The organism is Marilutibacter spongiae (genome assembly GCF_014145325.1).
Taxonomy (GTDB): Bacteria; Pseudomonadota; Gammaproteobacteria; order Xanthomonadales; family Xanthomonadaceae; genus Marilutibacter; species Marilutibacter spongiae.
On the sequence record NZ_JACHTF010000014.1, the window covers coordinates 24815 to 41619 of the forward strand.

General features: G+C 70.6%; 18 protein-coding genes. 6 read left to right on the top strand and 12 right to left on the bottom strand.

Going from position 1 to position 16805, the window contains the following annotated elements:
• Positions 1-24: 24 nt before the first annotated feature.
• The 5 genes from H4F98_RS12555 to H4F98_RS12575 all read right to left on the bottom strand — a co-directional run bounded on the left by H4F98_RS12555 (position 25) and on the right by H4F98_RS12575 (position 3946).
• Positions 25-1194: an RNA polymerase sigma factor gene (locus H4F98_RS12555; RefSeq protein WP_182688182.1), complete on the bottom strand. Its 1170-nt coding sequence runs from the start codon at positions 1192-1194 to the stop codon at positions 25-27.
• Positions 1195-1206: 12 nt separating this feature from the next.
• Complete coding sequence (locus H4F98_RS12560; RefSeq protein ID WP_182688184.1) at positions 1207-1413, bottom strand: hypothetical protein; 207 nt, start codon at positions 1411-1413, stop codon at positions 1207-1209.
• Positions 1414-1502: 89 nt separating this feature from the next.
• Entirely contained in the window at positions 1503-2387 is an 885-nt protein-coding gene (locus tag H4F98_RS12565) for a hypothetical protein (protein ID WP_182688186.1), read from the bottom strand.
• 3 nt (positions 2388-2390) lie between these two features.
• Positions 2391-3287 (bottom strand): acyl-CoA thioesterase II, encoded by an 897-nt coding sequence (gene tesB, locus H4F98_RS12570; RefSeq protein ID WP_182688188.1) that lies wholly within the window; start codon positions 3285-3287, stop codon positions 2391-2393.
• A gap of 98 nt (positions 3288-3385) precedes the next feature.
• A complete protein-coding gene (locus tag H4F98_RS12575; protein ID WP_182688189.1) occupies positions 3386-3946 on the bottom strand; it encodes an N-acetylmuramoyl-L-alanine amidase in 561 nt (186 codons plus the stop codon).
• Positions 3947-4019: 73 nt separating this feature from the next.
• Here H4F98_RS12575 and H4F98_RS12580 point away from each other — a divergent pair, with 73 nt between their 5' ends.
• The 5 genes from H4F98_RS12580 (at position 4020) to H4F98_RS12600 (ending at position 8751) form a co-directional block, all read left to right on the top strand.
• Positions 4020-4541, top strand: a complete 522-nt coding sequence (locus tag H4F98_RS12580; protein WP_182688191.1) for an MOSC domain-containing protein — start codon at positions 4020-4022, stop codon at positions 4539-4541.
• Positions 4542-4543: 2 nt separating this feature from the next.
• Positions 4544-5086 carry an alpha/beta hydrolase gene (locus tag H4F98_RS12585; RefSeq protein ID WP_182688193.1) on the top strand — a complete coding sequence of 181 codons (543 nt, stop codon included), beginning with the start codon at positions 4544-4546 and terminating at the stop codon, positions 5084-5086.
• Positions 5083-7239, top strand: coding sequence for a bifunctional 23S rRNA (guanine(2069)-N(7))-methyltransferase RlmK/23S rRNA (guanine(2445)-N(2))-methyltransferase RlmL (gene rlmKL / locus H4F98_RS12590; RefSeq protein ID WP_182688194.1), 2157 nt, complete (start codon positions 5083-5085; stop codon positions 7237-7239). The genes H4F98_RS12585 and rlmKL overlap by 4 nt, the downstream gene beginning before the upstream one ends.
• Positions 7240-7561: 322 nt before the next feature.
• On the top strand, positions 7562-8425 hold the full coding sequence (locus H4F98_RS12595; protein WP_182688195.1) for a pirin family protein: 864 nt from the start codon (positions 7562-7564) through the stop codon (positions 8423-8425).
• On the top strand, positions 8425-8751 hold the full coding sequence (locus H4F98_RS12600; RefSeq protein WP_182688196.1) for a DUF3861 domain-containing protein: 327 nt from the start codon (positions 8425-8427) through the stop codon (positions 8749-8751). Before H4F98_RS12595 ends, H4F98_RS12600 begins: the two co-directional genes overlap by 1 nt.
• Positions 8752-8802: 51 nt before the next feature.
• Here H4F98_RS12600 and aqpZ read toward each other — a convergent pair whose 3' ends face one another.
• The 5 genes from aqpZ to H4F98_RS12625 all read right to left on the bottom strand — a co-directional run bounded on the left by aqpZ (position 8803) and on the right by H4F98_RS12625 (position 12684).
• Positions 8803-9537 carry an aquaporin Z gene (aqpZ, locus tag H4F98_RS12605; protein ID WP_182688197.1) on the bottom strand — a complete coding sequence of 245 codons (735 nt, stop codon included), beginning with the start codon at positions 9535-9537 and terminating at the stop codon, positions 8803-8805.
• A 540-nt stretch (positions 9538-10077) separates the two neighbouring features.
• On the bottom strand, positions 10078-10533 hold the full coding sequence (locus H4F98_RS12610; protein ID WP_182688198.1) for a hypothetical protein: 456 nt from the start codon (positions 10531-10533) through the stop codon (positions 10078-10080).
• Positions 10534-10647: 114 nt separating this feature from the next.
• Positions 10648-11508 carry a pirin family protein gene (locus H4F98_RS12615; protein ID WP_182688199.1) on the bottom strand — a complete coding sequence of 287 codons (861 nt, stop codon included), beginning with the start codon at positions 11506-11508 and terminating at the stop codon, positions 10648-10650.
• 96 nt (positions 11509-11604) lie between these two features.
• The gene (locus H4F98_RS12620; protein WP_182688200.1) at positions 11605-12174 is read right to left on the bottom strand and encodes a phosphoglycerate mutase family protein; all 570 of its coding nucleotides are present in this window, start codon (positions 12172-12174) and stop codon (positions 11605-11607) included.
• Between the two features lie 48 nt (positions 12175-12222).
• Positions 12223-12684, bottom strand: a complete 462-nt coding sequence (locus tag H4F98_RS12625) for a VOC family protein (protein ID WP_182688201.1) — start codon at positions 12682-12684, stop codon at positions 12223-12225.
• A gap of 128 nt (positions 12685-12812) precedes the next feature.
• Between H4F98_RS12625 and radA the strand changes: the two genes are divergently transcribed.
• Positions 12813-14234, top strand: a complete 1422-nt coding sequence (radA, locus tag H4F98_RS12630; protein WP_182688202.1) for a DNA repair protein RadA — start codon at positions 12813-12815, stop codon at positions 14232-14234.
• A gap of 22 nt (positions 14235-14256) precedes the next feature.
• Here radA and purU read toward each other — a convergent pair whose 3' ends face one another.
• Together purU and H4F98_RS12640 are read right to left on the bottom strand one after the other, a co-directional pair.
• On the bottom strand, positions 14257-15108 hold the full coding sequence (purU, locus tag H4F98_RS12635; protein WP_182688203.1) for a formyltetrahydrofolate deformylase: 852 nt from the start codon (positions 15106-15108) through the stop codon (positions 14257-14259).
• Positions 15109-15213: 105 nt separating this feature from the next.
• On the bottom strand, positions 15214-16800 hold the full coding sequence (locus tag H4F98_RS12640) for a DHA2 family efflux MFS transporter permease subunit (protein WP_182688204.1): 1587 nt from the start codon (positions 16798-16800) through the stop codon (positions 15214-15216).
• Positions 16801-16805: the final 5 nt, after the last annotated feature.

Genomic DNA, 16805 nt, shown 5'->3' on the forward strand with positions numbered 1-16805 from the left:
GTGACCGGGTCGTCTCCCCCCGGTTCACAGGCGGCCCGAGGCCACGAGGCCCGCGAGAAGGCCTCCCAGTCCGCCCACGAGGCCGAGGCCTAGGCCGAAGCGCGCGCGCAGGCGTTCGCGCCGCCTGTCACGGGCGGCCGCTTCGGGATCGAGCGCCGCCTCGCGGGCATGCCGGCGGCGCATGGCGCGCGGTTGCACCACCATCGACTGCCAGAACACGGTGCCCATGAACAGCAGCGTCATCACGGTAGGCCACAACCACCCCCTGTCCCTTGCCGCGACGAGGGTGATCGCGACCACGAAGCCGACCGAGGCCAATGCGCATACGACGGCGCTGCGGACCAGGGCCAGGCGTTCGGCGGCGTCCAGGGCGCCCTTCAGTTGCGCACGCAGGCCCAGCCAGATGCCCGTGAGTGCCGCGATCGCACCGAACGCGATGCTACCGGCGGCCCCCAGCACGACCTGCAGGAACGTGGTCTTCGATCCTCCGGCCGCCGCCGCGCCGAGGATGCCGAATGCCGCGGCCGGTGGACTTGCCATCGCAAGCGCACCGGCCACCACGGTCGTGAACGCCGCCGACGGCGCGGTGTCGCGGGCAAGTTCTGCGAAGCGCTCCAGCAGGTCGCGCCGGACCGTGGCGCGCGCCCGCGACAGGCGCTTGCGCACGGCGGCATCGCTCAGCCCGAGCAGGTCGGCGACATGGCGTGAGCGCTGTCCTTCCCGGTAGTACAGCAGCAGGATCTCGCGACTGTCGTCGGGCAGGGCCGCGATCAGCTCCTCGATCGCAGCGCGTCGTTCGTCATCGAGCAGGCGAAGGCAGGGGTCGGGTCCAGGATCGGCGACCTGGGCAATGACGGCCTCGGCGTCGTCCACCGGTCGCGGGCGACTCCTGCCTGCACGCAGGTGGTCGCGCGCGAGGTTGCGGGTGATCTGGCGCAGCCAGGGCAGGAAGCTGGCCGGGTTCTGCAGCCGTCTCAGGTTCATCCAAGCGCTGAGGAAGGCGTCCTGGGCGATGTCCTCGCTGGCGGGCACGTCCCGCACGATCGAAAGCGCGATGGCGGTCACCGAGTTCTGGCAAAGCGAGACGACGCGGGCGAACGCATCGCGGTCGCCGCCGCGGGCGGCCTCGAGCAGGGGCTCGAGCTGGCGGTCGACGCCGGCGCGCGCATCCACCGATGAGAGGAGAGCGGACATGTCGGCAGTCTCTCAGCGTTCGCCGCGCCGCGCATCCGCCAGCGCCCGGGCGATGCGCGGCCAGGCGACGACGACCATGACCGCCAGGGGCGGCCACGCTGCATCGGCCGAGCGCCAGGGGCCCAGCCCCAGGACCAGCAGGAAGACGGCCAGCGTGCTCCAGGCAAGCCTACAGAGCGTGTCGGCGGCGCGGGAACGGAAGGGGGGCAGGGCGGGCATGCGAACTCCGGTGCGCGAGGCGCAATCATGTGACCTGCCCATGCATGACGGGGCGGCGCAGGAAATGTGACCGCCGCGCCCGACTGGATTCAGATCGACGCGCCGCGCAGCACCTTCACGACCTGCCAGCGGCCATCGATGCGCCGCACCTCGAGGGTGCGGTAGGTCGCGAACAGGCGATGGTGGTAGGCGGTGTACTCCACCTCGCCGGCGTCGGCCGCATGCGCCCGGAAGCGCCCCACGTCGACCAGCATCGCCGGACGGCCGCTCGCGCGGTGGCGGCTGCCCGGGTCCTCGTCGGCGATGCGCTCGCAGTTGGACGAGGACACCAGCTGGAGGCCCGTGTCGCCCAGCTGCGCCTGCACGGTCTCGATCAGCGGTGCGGGTGCGTCGTGGCCATCGACCGACATGCACGCGATGTCGAGCCTGACATCGCCCAGCTCGTGCGCGAAGACGGCCTCGGCGATCGCCGTGAGGGTGGGCTGGATGCTGCCGTCGAAGGGCTCGCGTGCTTCCTGCCGCTCGGGCAGCGGTTGCGGGTTCATCGGCGTGCTGATCGCCGCGCCGGTCGCCTGGGGCCGGTTGCGGACCATGTGCACGGTCAGCGCGCCGGCGGCGATCAGCAGCACCACCAGCATCGCGTACTTGATGCGGACCACGCGGCGCTGCCGGGCGTCGCCGCCGCCGGCCGCCGCTTCCGGCTCGCGGAAGTTCGCCACGAAGCTGTCGCGCTGGCGGGTGGAGTCGATCAGTCCTGCCTCGCGGAGGATCTCGCGGGCACGGACCTGGTCGCCCGACTGGACGACCCAGACCGCCGCCTTCGGCCCGCTGGTGTCGCCATAGCTGAAGTTGCCGCGACGATTGCCACGGTACGAGCGGCCATCGGTGATGCGGACCTCGATGCCGGCCTCGGACAGGACCTGGGCGACGGCTTCGACGTTCTCGAGGCGGGGGCTGCTGAATACCTGGCGCATGGTTCAGCGCTTCGCCGGGACGTGCTGGGCGGCGGCCGCGTCCTCGACCACGCGGATCAGGCCCTCCTGCGCGGTGCTGGCGACCAGGCGGCCTTCGCGATCGAAGATCTGGCCGCGTGCAAGGCCACGACCGGCCTGCGCGCTGGGGCTGTCGATCGAATACAGCAGCCAGTCGTCGGCCCGGAACGGGCGGTGGAACCACAAGGCGTGGTCGAGCGAGGCCATCTGCACGTTGGGCTGGTAGTAACTGATGCCGTGCGGGAACGTGGCCGTGCCGAGCAGGTGGAAATCCGAGGCGTAGGCGAGCAGGGCCCGGTGCAGTTCGGGCGCGTCGTCGACCTTTTCCGCCAGGCGGAACCACACCTGCTGGTAGGGCGGTCGCTTCGGCGGCTGCAGTTCGTCGCGCGGGTAGACGTGGCGGAACTCGAACGGGCCGCCGCGCGAGAGCCAGCGCTGGATCTTGGTGGGCAGCGTCTTCATCACCTCGTCGGGCACCGCGGGCGCCGGCGCGATGTCCTCGGGCTTGGGGACCTCGGGCATGGACAACTGGTGCGTTGCGCCGTCCTCCCGCTTCTGGAACGAAGCGGCGAGGAAGAAGATCGGCTGGCCATGCTGGATCGCGGTGACCCGGCGTACCGAGAAGCTGCCGCCATCGCGCGTGCGGTCGACCTGGTAGACGATCGGCGCGCGGATGTCGCCTGCCTTCAGGAAGTAGGCATGCAGCGAGTGCGCCGCGCGCGGGTCCTGCATGGTCGCCTGCGCGGCCGACAGGGCCTGGCCCAGGACCTGGCCGCCGAACACGTACTTGGTACCGATGTCGCGGCTCTGGCCGCGGAACAGGTTGTCCTCCAGGCGCTCCAGCGACAGCAGTTCGATCAGTTCGGATACGGCAGAGCTCATGCGCGGGCGTCGGCGGTCAGGGCGGGCCAGTATAGCGGGCGACCCGCGCGCGCCCTGCACGGCGCGACAGGATCGGGCGGGGGCCCGGGGCCGGGCGCTCAGGCCTGGCGCTGCAGGCCACAGGCCGGTACTACGGTCGCCCAGGGGAAAAGAGGGCCCGGGTCGCGCTTGCGTCGCACGCGCCGGGCGGGGTCGTCGCGGGCCTCGACCTCGGTCGTGTCCAGGTCCTCGTGCCCGGCGATCCAGGCCAGGCCGGGGAGTTGCCCGCGCAGCGACTCCAGCAGTCCCAGCAGGGCGTCGATCTGTGCCTCGCCATAGGGCTCGTCCATGGCCTGGTGACCTGCGTCCAGCCAATTCGGCCAGCGCCCGGTGTTGACCAGCTCGATGCCGATCGAGCGGGCGTTGTGGCCGCGCGTGTGGTGGGCGACGCGGCCGATGTCGACGTACTGGTGCACGCTGCCGTCGCGGTCGATGTAGAAGTGCCCGCTGTTGCCCGTGCCACTACCGGCATAGTGGACCTGCTCGCCGAACTCGCGCGCGGTCGCCAGGTCGGGCAGTTCGGTGCAGTGGATCACCACGAGGTCGATCGCGGCCCGGTCACGGGCCTGCAAGCGGCTCTCGTAGGGCAGGGGCGAGTGGACGATCGGCGGGGCGGGCATGGCCCGGATGCTACCATTCGCCACCGTCTCCGCCGCGCGCCGGTCGCGCCGCCGGCCCAGCCACGAGCCCCGCATGAAACTGCCTCCCGCCGATTCCCCCCTGGGCCAGCTGATGGCCCGCCTGCCCCGGGCCGGTCGGGTCGAATGGATCGGCCTGCGCCCGGCCCGCGACGTGCCGATGGAGGCCGTCGCCCAGGCCCGGGCCGTCGAGGGCGTCGGCCTGGTCGGCGACCGCTACGCCGGCGGCAGCGGCAAGCGCGGCCTGACCCTCATCCAGGCCGAACACCTGCCGGCGATCGCCGCGCTGGCCGGGCACGACACCGTGCCGCCGGCCACCCTGCGCCGCAACGTGGTGGTCTCCGGAATCCCGTTGGTCGCATTGAAGGGACGGCGCTTCCGCATCGGCGACGCCGTGCTGGAAGGCACCGAACCCTGCGATCCGTGTTCGCGCATGGAAGATGCGCTGGGCGCGGGCGGCTACAACGCCATGCGCGGCATGGGCGGCCTGTGCGCGCGTATCGTCGAAGGCGGCGAGCTGCGCCTGGGCGACGCGGTCGAGGCGCTGCCGGCCGCCGCCGTGGGCGAGGGCAGCTGAACATGCGCGGACACTGCATCCTGTCGCACGGCTTCGAAAGCGGCCCCGACGCGACCAAGGTCACCGCGCTTGCCGAGGCGGCCGAACACCTGGGCTGGACCCACGACCGCCCCGACTACACCGACCTGGACGCCCGCCGCGAGGTCAGCGAACTGGGTGACGTCGCGGCCCGCCTGCAGCGCCTGCTCGGCCTGGCCCATGCCGCCGCGTCGCGCGGCCCGCTGGTGCTGGCCGGCTCGAGCCTGGGCGCGTGGATATCCGGGCGTGCGTCGACGCTGTTGCCGGTCGCCGGCCTGTTCCTGATGGCACCGCCGGTGCAGATGGGCCACGCTCCGCGCCTGGAGGCCGCCGACGTGCCGACCTCCATCATCCATGGCTGGCACGACGAACTCATCCCCGCCAGCGACGTGGTCGCCTGGGCGCAGCCCCGGCGCGCGCGCCTGTTGCTGGTCGACGACAGCCATCGCCTGGCCTCGCACGTGGACGCGAGCGCGGATGCCTTCGCCGCGCTGCTGGCGTCGCTGGGACGGTCCCGGCACGCATGAGCGACGCCTCCGTGCCCACGCGTTTCTTCGCCAGTTGCGGCAAGGGGCTGGAATACCTCCTGGCCGACGAGCTGGCCGCCCTGGGCTGCGAGAGCGCCAAGGCCACCGTCGCCGGCGTCAATGCCGTCGGACGCCTGGTCGATGCGCAGCGCGCCGTGCTGTGGTCGCGCCTGGCCAGTCGCGTGCTGTGGCCGCTGCTGGAATTCGATTGCGCCGACGAAGCGGCGCTTTACGCGGGCGTACGCTCGATCGACTGGACCGCGCACCTCGAGCCGGGGCACAGCCTGGCGGTCGATGCGCACGTGTCGGGCGATGCGATCACCCATGAGCGCTACGCGGCGCAACGGGTCAAGGACGCCGTCGTCGACGTGATGCGCGAGGCCAGCGGGCAACGTCCGGACGTCGACCTGGACGCGCCCGACCTGCGCCTGAACCTCGTCATCCGCAAGGGCCGGGCGATCCTCTCGGTCGACCTGGGCGGCGGTCCGCTGCACCGCCGCGGCTGGCGCCAGCACCAGGGCGAAGCACCGCTGAAGGAAACCCTGGCCGCGGCCGTGCTCCTGCGCGGGCAGTGGCCCAGGATCCACGCCGAGGGCGGCGCGCTGCTCGACCCGATGTGCGGCAGCGGCACCCTGGTGATCGAAGGTGCGTTGATGGCGGCCGACGCCGCGCCCGGCCTGTCGCGTTACGGGGCGTTGCGGCCGACGCGCTGGCGCGGCTTCGACGTCGATGCGTGGAAGCGCCTGTTCGACGAGGCGCGCCAGCGCGAGGCGGCCGGGATGAACGCATTGCGGCCTTGCTTCTTCGGCAGCGACAGCGATCCGGCGGCGATCCGCGCCGCGCGCGACAATGCCTCGCTCGCCGGCCTGACGGGAATGATCGCCTGGGACCACGCCGACATCGAACGCCTGCCCGCGCATCCGGCGGTGCGTGGCCTGGTGGTCTGCAATCCGCCCTACGACGCGCGCCTGGCGGCCGACCCCGCGCTGTATCGCGCGCTGGGCGACGCGCTGCGCCGCGCCGTGCCGGCCTGGCGGGCCAGCCTGCTCTGCGGCGACGCCGAACTGGCGCGCGCCACCGGCCTGCGCGCGGCGAAGGTGTACCAGCTGTTCAATGGCGCGATCGAATGCAGCCTGATCGCCGTCGACCCGGTGGCGCCGCCGCAGCGCGTCGTCGAGGCGCGACCCGAACTCGACGAAGGCGCGCGGATGGTGGCCAACCGCCTGCGCCGCAACCTGCGCAAGCTCAAGGCGTGGCGACGGCAGGAAGGCATCACCTGCTTCCGCGCCTACGATGCCGACCTGCCCGAGTACGCGGCCGCCATCGACGTCTACGAGACCGACGAGTCGCCATCGCGCACCTTCCTGCATGTCCAGGAGTACGCGGCGCCGGCGACGATTCCCGAGGCCGACCAGCGCCGCCGTCGCAACGAACTGATGGCCGCCGCGCGCGAAGTCTTCGAAGTGCCGCGCGAACAGCTGGCGCTGAAGACGCGCGCGCGCGGGAAGGGCGGCAGCAAGTACGGCGCCTTCGACTCGCGCGGCGAGTTCCTGCCGGTGCGCGAGGGCGAGGCGCGTCTGCGCGTGAACCTGTTCGACTACCTCGACACCGGCTTGTTCCTCGACCACCGCCCGCTGCGCATGCGCTTGTTCGAGGAGGCCGATGACACGCGCTTCCTGAACCTGTTCGGCTACACCGGCGCGGCCACCGTCCAGGCCGCGGTGGGCGGCGCGCGCGCGACCACCACCGTCGATCTCTCGGCGACCTACCTGCAATGGTGCGCCGACAACCTGGCCGCCAACGGCATCGGCGGACGCCGGCACCAACTGGTCCAGGCCGACGTGATGGAGTGGCTGGAGGCCAGCCGCGGCGAGTACGACCTGGTCTTCTGCGATCCGCCCACGTTCTCCAACTCCAAGCGCGCCCAGGACTTCGACATCCAGGCCGAGCACGTCCGCCTGCTGCGCGGGGTGGTCGAGCACCTTGCGCCGGACGGCGTGGCGTACTTCTCGAACAACTTCCGCCGCTTCCGCATGGACGACGAGGCGATCGCGGCCTTCGCCCATTGCGAAGAAATCAGCCCCGAGACACTCCCGCCCGATTTCGAGCGCAACAGCCGCATCCACCGCTGCTGGCGGCTCCGTCGCCGCTGAGGGCCGCCTTCGGCCCTGCCCATCCTGGGGCGTTGGAATCGGGGCCTCGGGGCGCTTCGCTTACGCGGGCCACGTGGCTCGACCTCGACCTTCGCGACTTCGAGGCCGGCGGCCGATAGGCCTTCGGCTGCTGAGGGCCCCCGCGCCGGTCGACCCGACCGTTCCCCACTTCATTGGAGGCATTTCCGCACTTGTTGTCCGCGTCGCTTTGGTATTGTTCCGTTATTGGAACGAATCGCTGCCGACATGCAGCGACCGGACGCGGCATTCGCGCGCATCCTTGTCGTCAGCCGATCCCGGCGCATGACACGAGGGCAAGACCATGTCCACCCAAGCCACTGCCAGCCGCAATGCGCATCCCAGCCGCCTGGTCCGGGGCCAGGCGGCCTCGGACGGCGCCGGCGTGCGCCTCACCCGCGTCATCGGCAGCCCCATGCTGCCCGACCTCGATCCGTTCCTGCTGCTGGACGAATTCGGCACCGACAAGCCCGAGGACTACCTCGCCGGCTTCCCCGACCACCCGCACCGTGGCTTCGAGACCGTGACCTACATGCTCGACGGGCGCATGCGGCACAAGGACAACCACGGCAACGAGGGCGTGCTCGTGCCCGGCAGCGTGCAGTGGATGACCGCTGGCCGCGGCCTGGTGCACTCGGAGATGCCCGAGCAGGAAGAAGGGCGGATGCGCGGCTTCCAGCTGTGGGTCAACCTGCCCGCGCGCGACAAGATGATCGCACCGCGCTACCAGGAGTTCGCGCCGGAGCGGATCCCATCGCTTGCACCGGCGCCCGGCGTCGTGGTGAAGGTGATCGCCGGCGAGGTCGACGGCATCTCCGGTCCGATCGCCCAGCCGGCGACCGACCCGGTGTACCTCGACATCGCGCTGGAGGCCGGGGCTTCCTGGGCGTACGAGCTGCCGGCGGGGCACAGCGCTTTCGCCTATGCCTTCGAAGGCAGCGTGCGACTGGGCGAGGGCGAGGACGCCCGCGAGCTGCCGGGACAGACCCTGGCCGTGCTCGGGGGCGGCGAGCGTGTCGTGCTGCAGGCCGTCGACGCGCCTTCGCGCCTGATCCTCGTCGCGGGGCGTCCGCTGCGCGAACCCGTGGTCCGCCACGGGCCGTTCGTCATGAACAGCCGGCAGGAGATCATGCAGGCCTTCATCGACTTCCAGGAGGGGCGCTTCTGATGGCGCTTCGCGAGCATCGTTACCGCGTCACGCTCGAGCACCTGGCCCACCCGCGTGCGGAGGGCCAGGTGCATCCGCCGCTGGTGTTCGAGGACGGCAACCACGACGACATCTTCGAGATCGTCGAGCGCCAGCGCGCCTCCGGTCGTTTCGGCACTGCAGACGAGGCGGCGGCGTTCGCCCTGGGCCTCAAGCTGCTGGGCGAAGCGGTGCTGCGCAATCGCCAGGACGCTTTGCTGCAACAGTTGAAGCCGGCGTTGGGGGATTTCGTCCGCGCGCTGAAGGCCGAGGGCAAGACGCGCGCCGCGGCGCATCAGGTGGATTGAACCGGGACGAAGGCCGCGCTGCGCGGCCTTCGCCATCCCCGGTGCGGGTGATCAGGCGCCGCCGACCACGTCCGGGCGCTCGGGTCCCAGCCAGCGGTAGAGCATGCCGCCCAGGAGCCCGCCGAGGATCGGCGCCAGCCAGAACAACCACAGTTGCGAAATCGCGCCGCTGCCCGCGAACAGCGCCACGCCGGTCGAACGCGCCGGGTTCACCGAGGTGTTGGTGACCGGGATGCTGATCAGGTGGATCAGGGTCAGGCCCAGGCCGATCGCGATCGGCGCGAAGCCCACCGGCGCGCGGCTGTGCGTCGCGCCCATGATGATCACCAGGAACATGGCGGTCATCACCACCTCGCAGAGGAAGGCGGCGGCCACGCTGTAGCCGCCCGGCGAGAGGCCTCCGTAGCCGTTGCTGGCGAAGTTGCCCGCTGCCGCCGGGTCGGGTGCGAAGGCCGCCGACCCGCTGGCGATCTGCCAGAGGATGAAGCCCGCGAACAGACCGCCCAGTACCTGGGCGACGATGTAGAGCGCCAGGTCGCGGGCCGGGAAGCGGCCACCGGCCCAGAGTCCGAAACTGACGGCGGGGTTGAAGTGCCCGCCCGAGATATGGCCCAGCGCATAGGCGCCGGTGAGCACCGTCAGGCCGAACGCGAACGCGACGCCCAGGAAGCCGATGCCCAGGGGGTTGCCGTCCCCGCCGAAATTCGCTGCGAGCACGGCACTGCCGCAGCCACCCAGCACCAGCCAGAACGTACCGATGAACTCCGCACCCAGTCGCTTGATCATGGTCCTGTCCTCCCGAAGAAGCCAACATGTTTGGCCACCGTTCAGGATGAAACTAGAGGCCGTGTGAGCTTGGTGTGTTCATGGCGTGACGATGCAGGCGGCCGCCTTGGCCTGCGGTGCTCGGCGGCCTCAAGGTCGCGGAGGTCAAAGTCAAGATCAACGGCAACGGCAACAGCAACGCCTCGTAGGGTGGGTAGAGCCAAAGGCGAAACCCACCGTCGCGGGATTGCACGCAAGACGCACGATGGGGTTTGCTTCGCGCTACCCATCCTACGGTGCTGGATTCCAGCACTCGCTCGAATGACGGTTCGTGTGGGATGCCGGAGGGGGCCGGCTGCAGCGTCGTCGTAGGGAGGGTCGAGCCGAAGGCGATACCCACCATGGCCCGTGGCCACGACGCACGATGGGTTTCGCTTCGCGCAACCCATCGTGAAAGCTGGAGGCGACCACGACACCCAACGCGCTTGCACGCTGGCTGGGGCGCGAAAAAAAAGCCGCCCCGGCGGGAGCGGCTTTCGATGCGTTGCGGTGGTGACTGGCTCAGTTGCTGGTGAGCTGCGCGCTCGGGAACTGCAGCAGCTGGGTCGCCTGCAACGCCTGGTTCAGGCGATCCTGCGATTCGGCCTGCACCCAGATGTGCGCCGTGCGGTCGCGCCCGACCTTCACCAGGGTCTCGCGCGCGATGATGTCGGGCTTGCCCGCCAGCTCGCTGCGATACCAGTGGATCTGCTGCCCATCGACGCGCCCCTCTTCCTCGCGATCGCTGCGCTTGGGCTCGAAGCCCGGCTTCTTGCTGATGTACATCCCGAAGGCTTCCGAGCCGTCCTCGCGCAGGGCGCGGCAGAAGTCCGCATCCCCGGCGCTGCTGTATTCCCAGGTCAGGCCCGTGCTTGCGGGCAGGATGGGGCAGCCTTCGGCCGCCGTCTGTGCATTCGCCTGGCTCCATGCGCCCAACCCCAGCGCGCAGAGCAACAGGACTCCCCTCGTCGTCGTCATCTGGATTCCCCCCTGTAGGGCCAAAACAGGCCGGTGATCACAACCCGACCATAAAACACTCTGAGGGGATTGACAAATTTTCCCGGATATTGTTTCAGATGTTACGACCCTGCCTTACCGGTCGGGCAACGGGATGAACTCGTCGTCGCCCTCGATCCGGCCGAAACGACCGGCCACCCAGTCCTCCTTGGCCTGCTCGATCCGCTCCTGCGAACTGGACACGAAGTTCCACCACATGTGGCGGGGGCGGTCGAGCGGTTCGCCGCCCAGCAGCATGGCCTTGAGGGGGCTGCGCGCGCGCAGGCGCGGGCGGCTGCCGGGCTCGAGCACCACCAGGTGCTTGTCGGGGATGTCGGTGCCGTCGAGCTGGGCATCACCCTCGAGGACGTAGAGCGCGCGTTCCGGGTGGCTGGCCTCCAGGAACATTTCCGCCTCCGGGTCCAGGTCGATCGCCACGTACAGGGTGTCGGCGAAGACCTTCACCGGGGACTCCCCGCCGTAGCCGCGGCCGGCGACGATGCGCAGCCAGCGGCCGTCATGCCGCAGCTGGGGCAGGCTGTCGGCGGCATGGTGGTGGAAGGCCGGCGCGGTCTCCTCGTCGGGCAGGGGCAGCGCCACCCATGTCTGCATGCCGTGCAGCGGGTGCTCGCCTTCCCGCAGGATCGCCGGGGTCCGCTCGGAGTGTGCGATGCCACGCCCGGCGGTCATCCAGTTGACGTCGCCGGGCCGGATGTCCTGGTCGCTGCCGAGGGTGTCGCGATGGTTGATGCAGCCCGACCACAGGAAGGTCACCGTGGCCAGCCCGATGTGGGGGTGGGGCCTTACGTCGACGCCCTGTCCCGGCTGGAAGGTCGCCGGTCCCATGTGGTCGACGAAGACGAAGGGTCCCACGCTGCGCGCCTTCAGGCTCGGCACCGCGCGGCGTACCTGGAAGCCGCCGAGGTCATGGACGCGGGGGGCGATGATCGTGCTCATGGGCCTGCGCTCGTTTGGGAGGGGGGGGACGAGGATCGCATCCCAGGCGTGACGCCGGGAGCGAACCGGTGCAACGCTGCGTTGCCGTCGCGTGGTTCAGGGCGAGAGCGGGCGGTCCGACATGCGTGGGGTGCCGCCGGCGTCGAACTCTACGTAGTAGCGGTGGTCGTACTCGGCTTCGCTCATCGGCGGTACCGGGCAGCCGCACAGCGCCGCCACGATCCCCGGGACCGTGTTGCTGTGGCCGACCACGAGCACCGTGCCGCCTGGGTGGCGGCCCCGGAGCTGGCGGGCGAAGTCGGCGGCCGGGACGCGCGCCTCGTAGGGCAGGACGGTGAGGCCATGCGCCGCCGCCGTGGGCGCCGCGGTCTGCTGCGTACGCCGGTATGCGGTCGCGTACACCGCGACCACGTCCGCGTCCCGAAGCGAGCGTGCCAGGCGATCGGCCCGCACCAGCCCGGCCGCCGTGAGCGCGGGGTCGGTATCGGCGTCGGACCGGGCCGGCAGCTTCTCGGCATGCCGCACGACCACGAAGCGCGATGGTGCGTCCGTCGCGTCGGCGGGTGCGTGGCGACAGCCCGCGATGGCCAGGGCAAGGCCGAACACGCAGGCGGCCGCGCGCAGGCCGCGCACGGACGTCGTCATCGAGATCGGCGTCATCGCCATGGGCGTCTCCCTCGCGGCCGGTCGGAAGGCCGGCATCATGAACCGAGTCTAGCGCCGGCCGGATGCGCGCGGCTCGGCCCCATCTCCCTGCGGGGTGGCGAACAACTGGTCGATATCGCGGAACGCCTTGAACTCGAGGGCGTTGCCGCATGGATCGAGCAGGAACATCGTCGCCTGCTCGCCGACTTCGCCGCGGAAGCGGATGCCCGGCTCGATCACGAACGCGACGCCGCGTCCGCGCAGCCGCTCGGCGAGGGCTTCCCAGTCCTCCCATGCCAGCACCACGCCGAAATGGGGCACCGGTACCGCCTGGCCATCCACCGGGTTGCGGTGGGCCGCTTCGGCGCGCGCGGGGGCTTCGTGGATCACCAACTGGTGGCCGAAGAAGTCGAAGTCGACCCATTGCGCGGCGCTGCGGCCCTCGCGGCAGCCGAACACCTCGCCATAGAAGCGGCGCGCCGCCCGCAGGTCGTCGACCGGGATCGCAAGGTGGAAGGGCGGCAGAGGCATGGCGGCACTCGTTCGGGCGCGGGACGGGCAGCGACGAGTCTAGCCGAGCGAATGCCGGCCGCGCGCGATCTCGCGGCGTGCGACCAGGGGCGGGTAAAGTGAAGGCCTCTCCTTCGATCGAACCGCCCATGTCGACGCCATCGCCCCGATCGTCCGCCAAGCCGTCCGGCAAGGCCAAGGCCCGCGTGGCCTACGTCTGCTCGGAGTGCGGATCGGACCACAACAAGTGGCAGGGCCAGTGCGCCGATTGCGGTGCCTGGAACACCCTGGGCGAATTCGTCGTGGAGCCGGCCGCGGCCGTCGCCAAGGGCGCGGCCTCGCGGCGCAGCAGTTGGGCCGGCAAGGTCGATCCCCCCCGCGTGACCGCGCTCAAGGACGTCCGCCACACCGAAGCCGCGCGCGTGTCGACGGGCATCGGCGAGCTCGACCGCGTCCTCGGCGGCGGCCTCGTGCATGGGGCGGTCGTGCTGGTCGGCGGCGATCCGGGCATCGGCAAGTCGACCCTGTTGCTGCAGGCGGTGGCGAAGATGGCGGCCACGCTGCCGTCGCTCTACGTGACCGGCGAGGAGTCGCTGTCGCAGGTGGCCGGCCGCGGTGCGCGCCTGGACCTGCCGCTGGACGGCGTCGATGCCCTGGCCGAGACCTCGATCGAGAAGATCCTCGAGCAGGCCGCCGACCGCCAGCCGCGACTGATCGTGGCCGATTCGGTGCAGACCCTGTGGACCGAGTCGCTGGCCGCCGCCCCGGGCTCGGTCAGCCAGGTGCGCGAGAGCGCCGCGCGCCTGGTCCGCTACGCCAAGGAAACCGGCACCGCGGTGTTCCTGGTCGGCCACGTCACCAAGGAGGGCGGCATCGCCGGACCGCGCGTGCTCGAGCACATGGTCGACGCGGTGCTGTATTTCGAGGGCGAGAGCGGCAGCCGCTTCCGGGTGCTGCGTGCCTTCAAGAACCGCTTCGGGGCGGTCAACGAGCTGGGCGTGTTCGCGATGGGCGACAAGGGCCTGCGCGAAGTCCCCAACCCCTCGGCGATCTTCCTGTCCGGCAGCCGCGAACCGCAGCCCGGCAGTTGCGTCATGGTGACCCGCGAGGGCACCCGGCCGCTGCTGGTCGAGGTGCAGGCGCTGGTGGATGCCTCGCCGCTGTCCAATCCGCGTCGCGTCGCGGTGGGCATGGAAGGCAACCGCCTGGCGATGCTGCTGGCGGTCCTGCACCGACACGGTGGCGTCGGCGTTGGCGACCAGGACGTGTTCGTCAACGTGGTCGGCGGCATCCGCGTGCAGGAAACCGCCGCCGACCTGCCGGTGCTGCTGGCGGTGCTGTCGAGCCTGCGCGATGCGCCATTGCCCGCGCAGACCATCGCTTTCGGCGAGGTCGGGCTGTCCGGCGAGATCCGCCCCGTCCCCAATGGCGAGGAGCGCCTGAAGGAAGCCGCCACGCACGGGTTCAAGCGCGCCATCGTCCCGCGCGGCAACGCACCCAAGTCGGGGCGTGTCGGCGACATGCAGGTCATCGCGGTCGAGCGCCTGGCCGACGCGCTCGAGCACGCCTGAGCCCGCGTTCCTCGCGATCGCCTCAGCTGCCGAACACCACCGTGCGGTGGCCGTTGAGCAGGATGCGGTCGTCGAGCCAGTTGCGCAGGGCGCGTGCCAGCACCTGGCGTTCGATGTCGCGGCCGATGCGGACCAGGTCGTCCGGCGTGTGCTGGTGGCCGACGCGCTGGGTGTCCTGCTCGATGATCGGCCCTTCGTCCAGGTCGGCGGTGACGAAATGCGCCGTCGCGCCGATCAGTTTGACCCCGCGCGCATGCGCCTGGTGGTACGGGCGCGCGCCCTTGAAGCTGGGCAGGAACGAATGGTGGATGTTGATGCAGCGGCCGGCCAGGCGCGCGACCAGGCCGTCCGACAGCACCTGCATGTAGCGCGCGAGGACGACCAGCTCGGTGCCGGTCGCGTCCACGAGTGCGCCGAGCGCCTGTTCCTGCGCCGCCTTGCTGGCCTTGCCCACCGGCAGGTGGTGGAACGGAATGCCATCGAAGTCGAGGTGGCGGAAGGTGTCGCGCGGATGGTTGGAGACGATCGCGGTGACCGTCATGTCCAGCTCGCCGGTACGCCAGCGATAGAGCACGTCGGCCAGGCAGTGGTCGAACTTCGAGGCCAGCAACATCACCCGTCGCGGCACCCCGCGGTCGCGCGCGGTCCAGTCCATGCCGAAGCGGGTCGCGAGACGGGAGAAATCGCGCTGGAACGCATCGAAGCGACCCTCGGGCAGCGCGAACACGCAACGCAGGAAGAAGCGTCCGTTCTCGACGTCGTCGAACTGTTGCGCGTCGAGGATGTTGCCCTCGTGCCGCAGCAGCTCCCCGGTGACCGCGTTGACGATGCCGGGCCGGTCGGGGCAGGACAGGGTGAGTGCGTGTTCGGACATGGCGGGCGTGACGGGGGCGGGGGCCCTGTATAGCGCAATCGGCGCGGCGGGGAAATTACCGCCGAAACCATCGCGCCCCGGCCGGGCCGGGGCGCGTCCGGCCGGTCAGTGCCCGCCGGCGGCGGCGCCCGCTGCCTTGGCCGCGAACGGCGGCCGCGCGAACCACACGAACAGGATCACGAGCAGGAACAGGATGCCCAGCAGGTGGAAGATCTCGTTGAAGCCGATCTGCATGGCCTGCTGGGAGATCATCTGGTTCAGCAACACCGCGCCGCGCTGCGGGTCGCCCTGGCCCAGCGCGCCGACGGTCTGCTGGATCGCCGGGTCGGCGGCCTGGATGTGTTCGGTAAGCCGCGCGTGGTGGATGGTACCGCGCTGGTTCCAGGCCCAGGTGGTCAGGGACGCGGCGAAGCTGCCGCCCAGGGTGCGCACGAAGGTGGCCAGGCCCGAGCCGGCGGCGATCTCGTGCGGTTCCAGGTCCGACAGCAGGATCGTCAGCACCGGCATGAAGAACAGCGCCACGCCCAGGCCCTGGAACAACTGGACCATGGCGACGTGCTCGAAGTCGACGTCGAGGTTGAAGCCCGCGCGCATGAAGCAGGTCACGGCCATGGCGATGAAGGCCAGGCTGGCGACCATGCGCAGGTCGAACTTCGTGGCGTACATGCCCACCAGCGGCGTCAACAGCACCGGCAGCAGGCCGATCGGCGCGGTGGCGAAGCCGGCCCAGATCGGCGTGTAACCCAGGTTGCGCTGCAGCCACAGCGGCACCAGCAGGCCAATGCTGAAGAAGGCGGCATACGCCAGCACCAGGGCCACCGTGCCGCTGGCGAAGTTGCGGTGGCGGAACAGCCGCAGGTCGACGACGGGGTCCTTCTCGGTGAGTTCCCAGATGACGAACACCGCCAGCGCGACCACGGCCACGATCGCCAGCACGACGATGCGGGTGGAGGCGAACCAGTCGTCGTCGTTGCCCAGGTCGAGCAGGACCTGCAGCGCGCCGACGCCGACGACCAGGGTCGCCAGGCCCACGTAGTCCATCTTGGGCCGCTCGAGTTTCTCGGGGCGTCCGCGCAACTGGCTGCCCACGACCAGGCTGACGAAGATGCCGATGGGCACGTTGATGAAGAAGATCCACTCCCAACTGTAGTTGTCGGTGATCCAGCCGCCGAGCACCGGTCCGGCGATCGGCGCGACCACGGTGACCATCGCCAGCAGCGCGATGGCCTGGCCGCGTTTCTGCGGGGGGTAGATCGAGATCAGCAGGGCCTGCGCGACCGGGTACATCGGTCCGGCGACGAAGCCCTGCAGCGCGCGCGCGGCGACCAGCATGCCCATCGAACTGGCCAGGCCGCACAGCAGGGACGCGATCGCGAAGGCGAAGGTCGCCCACATGAACAGCTTGCGCTCGCCGAAGCGACGCGTCATGAAACCGGTCAGCGGCAGCGCGATCGCGTTGCTGACCGCGAACGAGGTGATCACCCAGACCGCCTGGTTGGCGCTGGCGCCCAGGTTGCCGGAGATGGTCGGCAGCGACACGTTGGCGATGGTGATGTCCAGCACCTGCATGAACGTCGCCAGCGAGATGCCGATCGTGGCCAGCGCCATGTTCGGCGGCGCGAACGGCTTGGCCGCCGGCTCCGGTCCGGGCGGCAGGCCCATCCGTTCCTCTTCCTCGATGATGTCCGACATGGCGG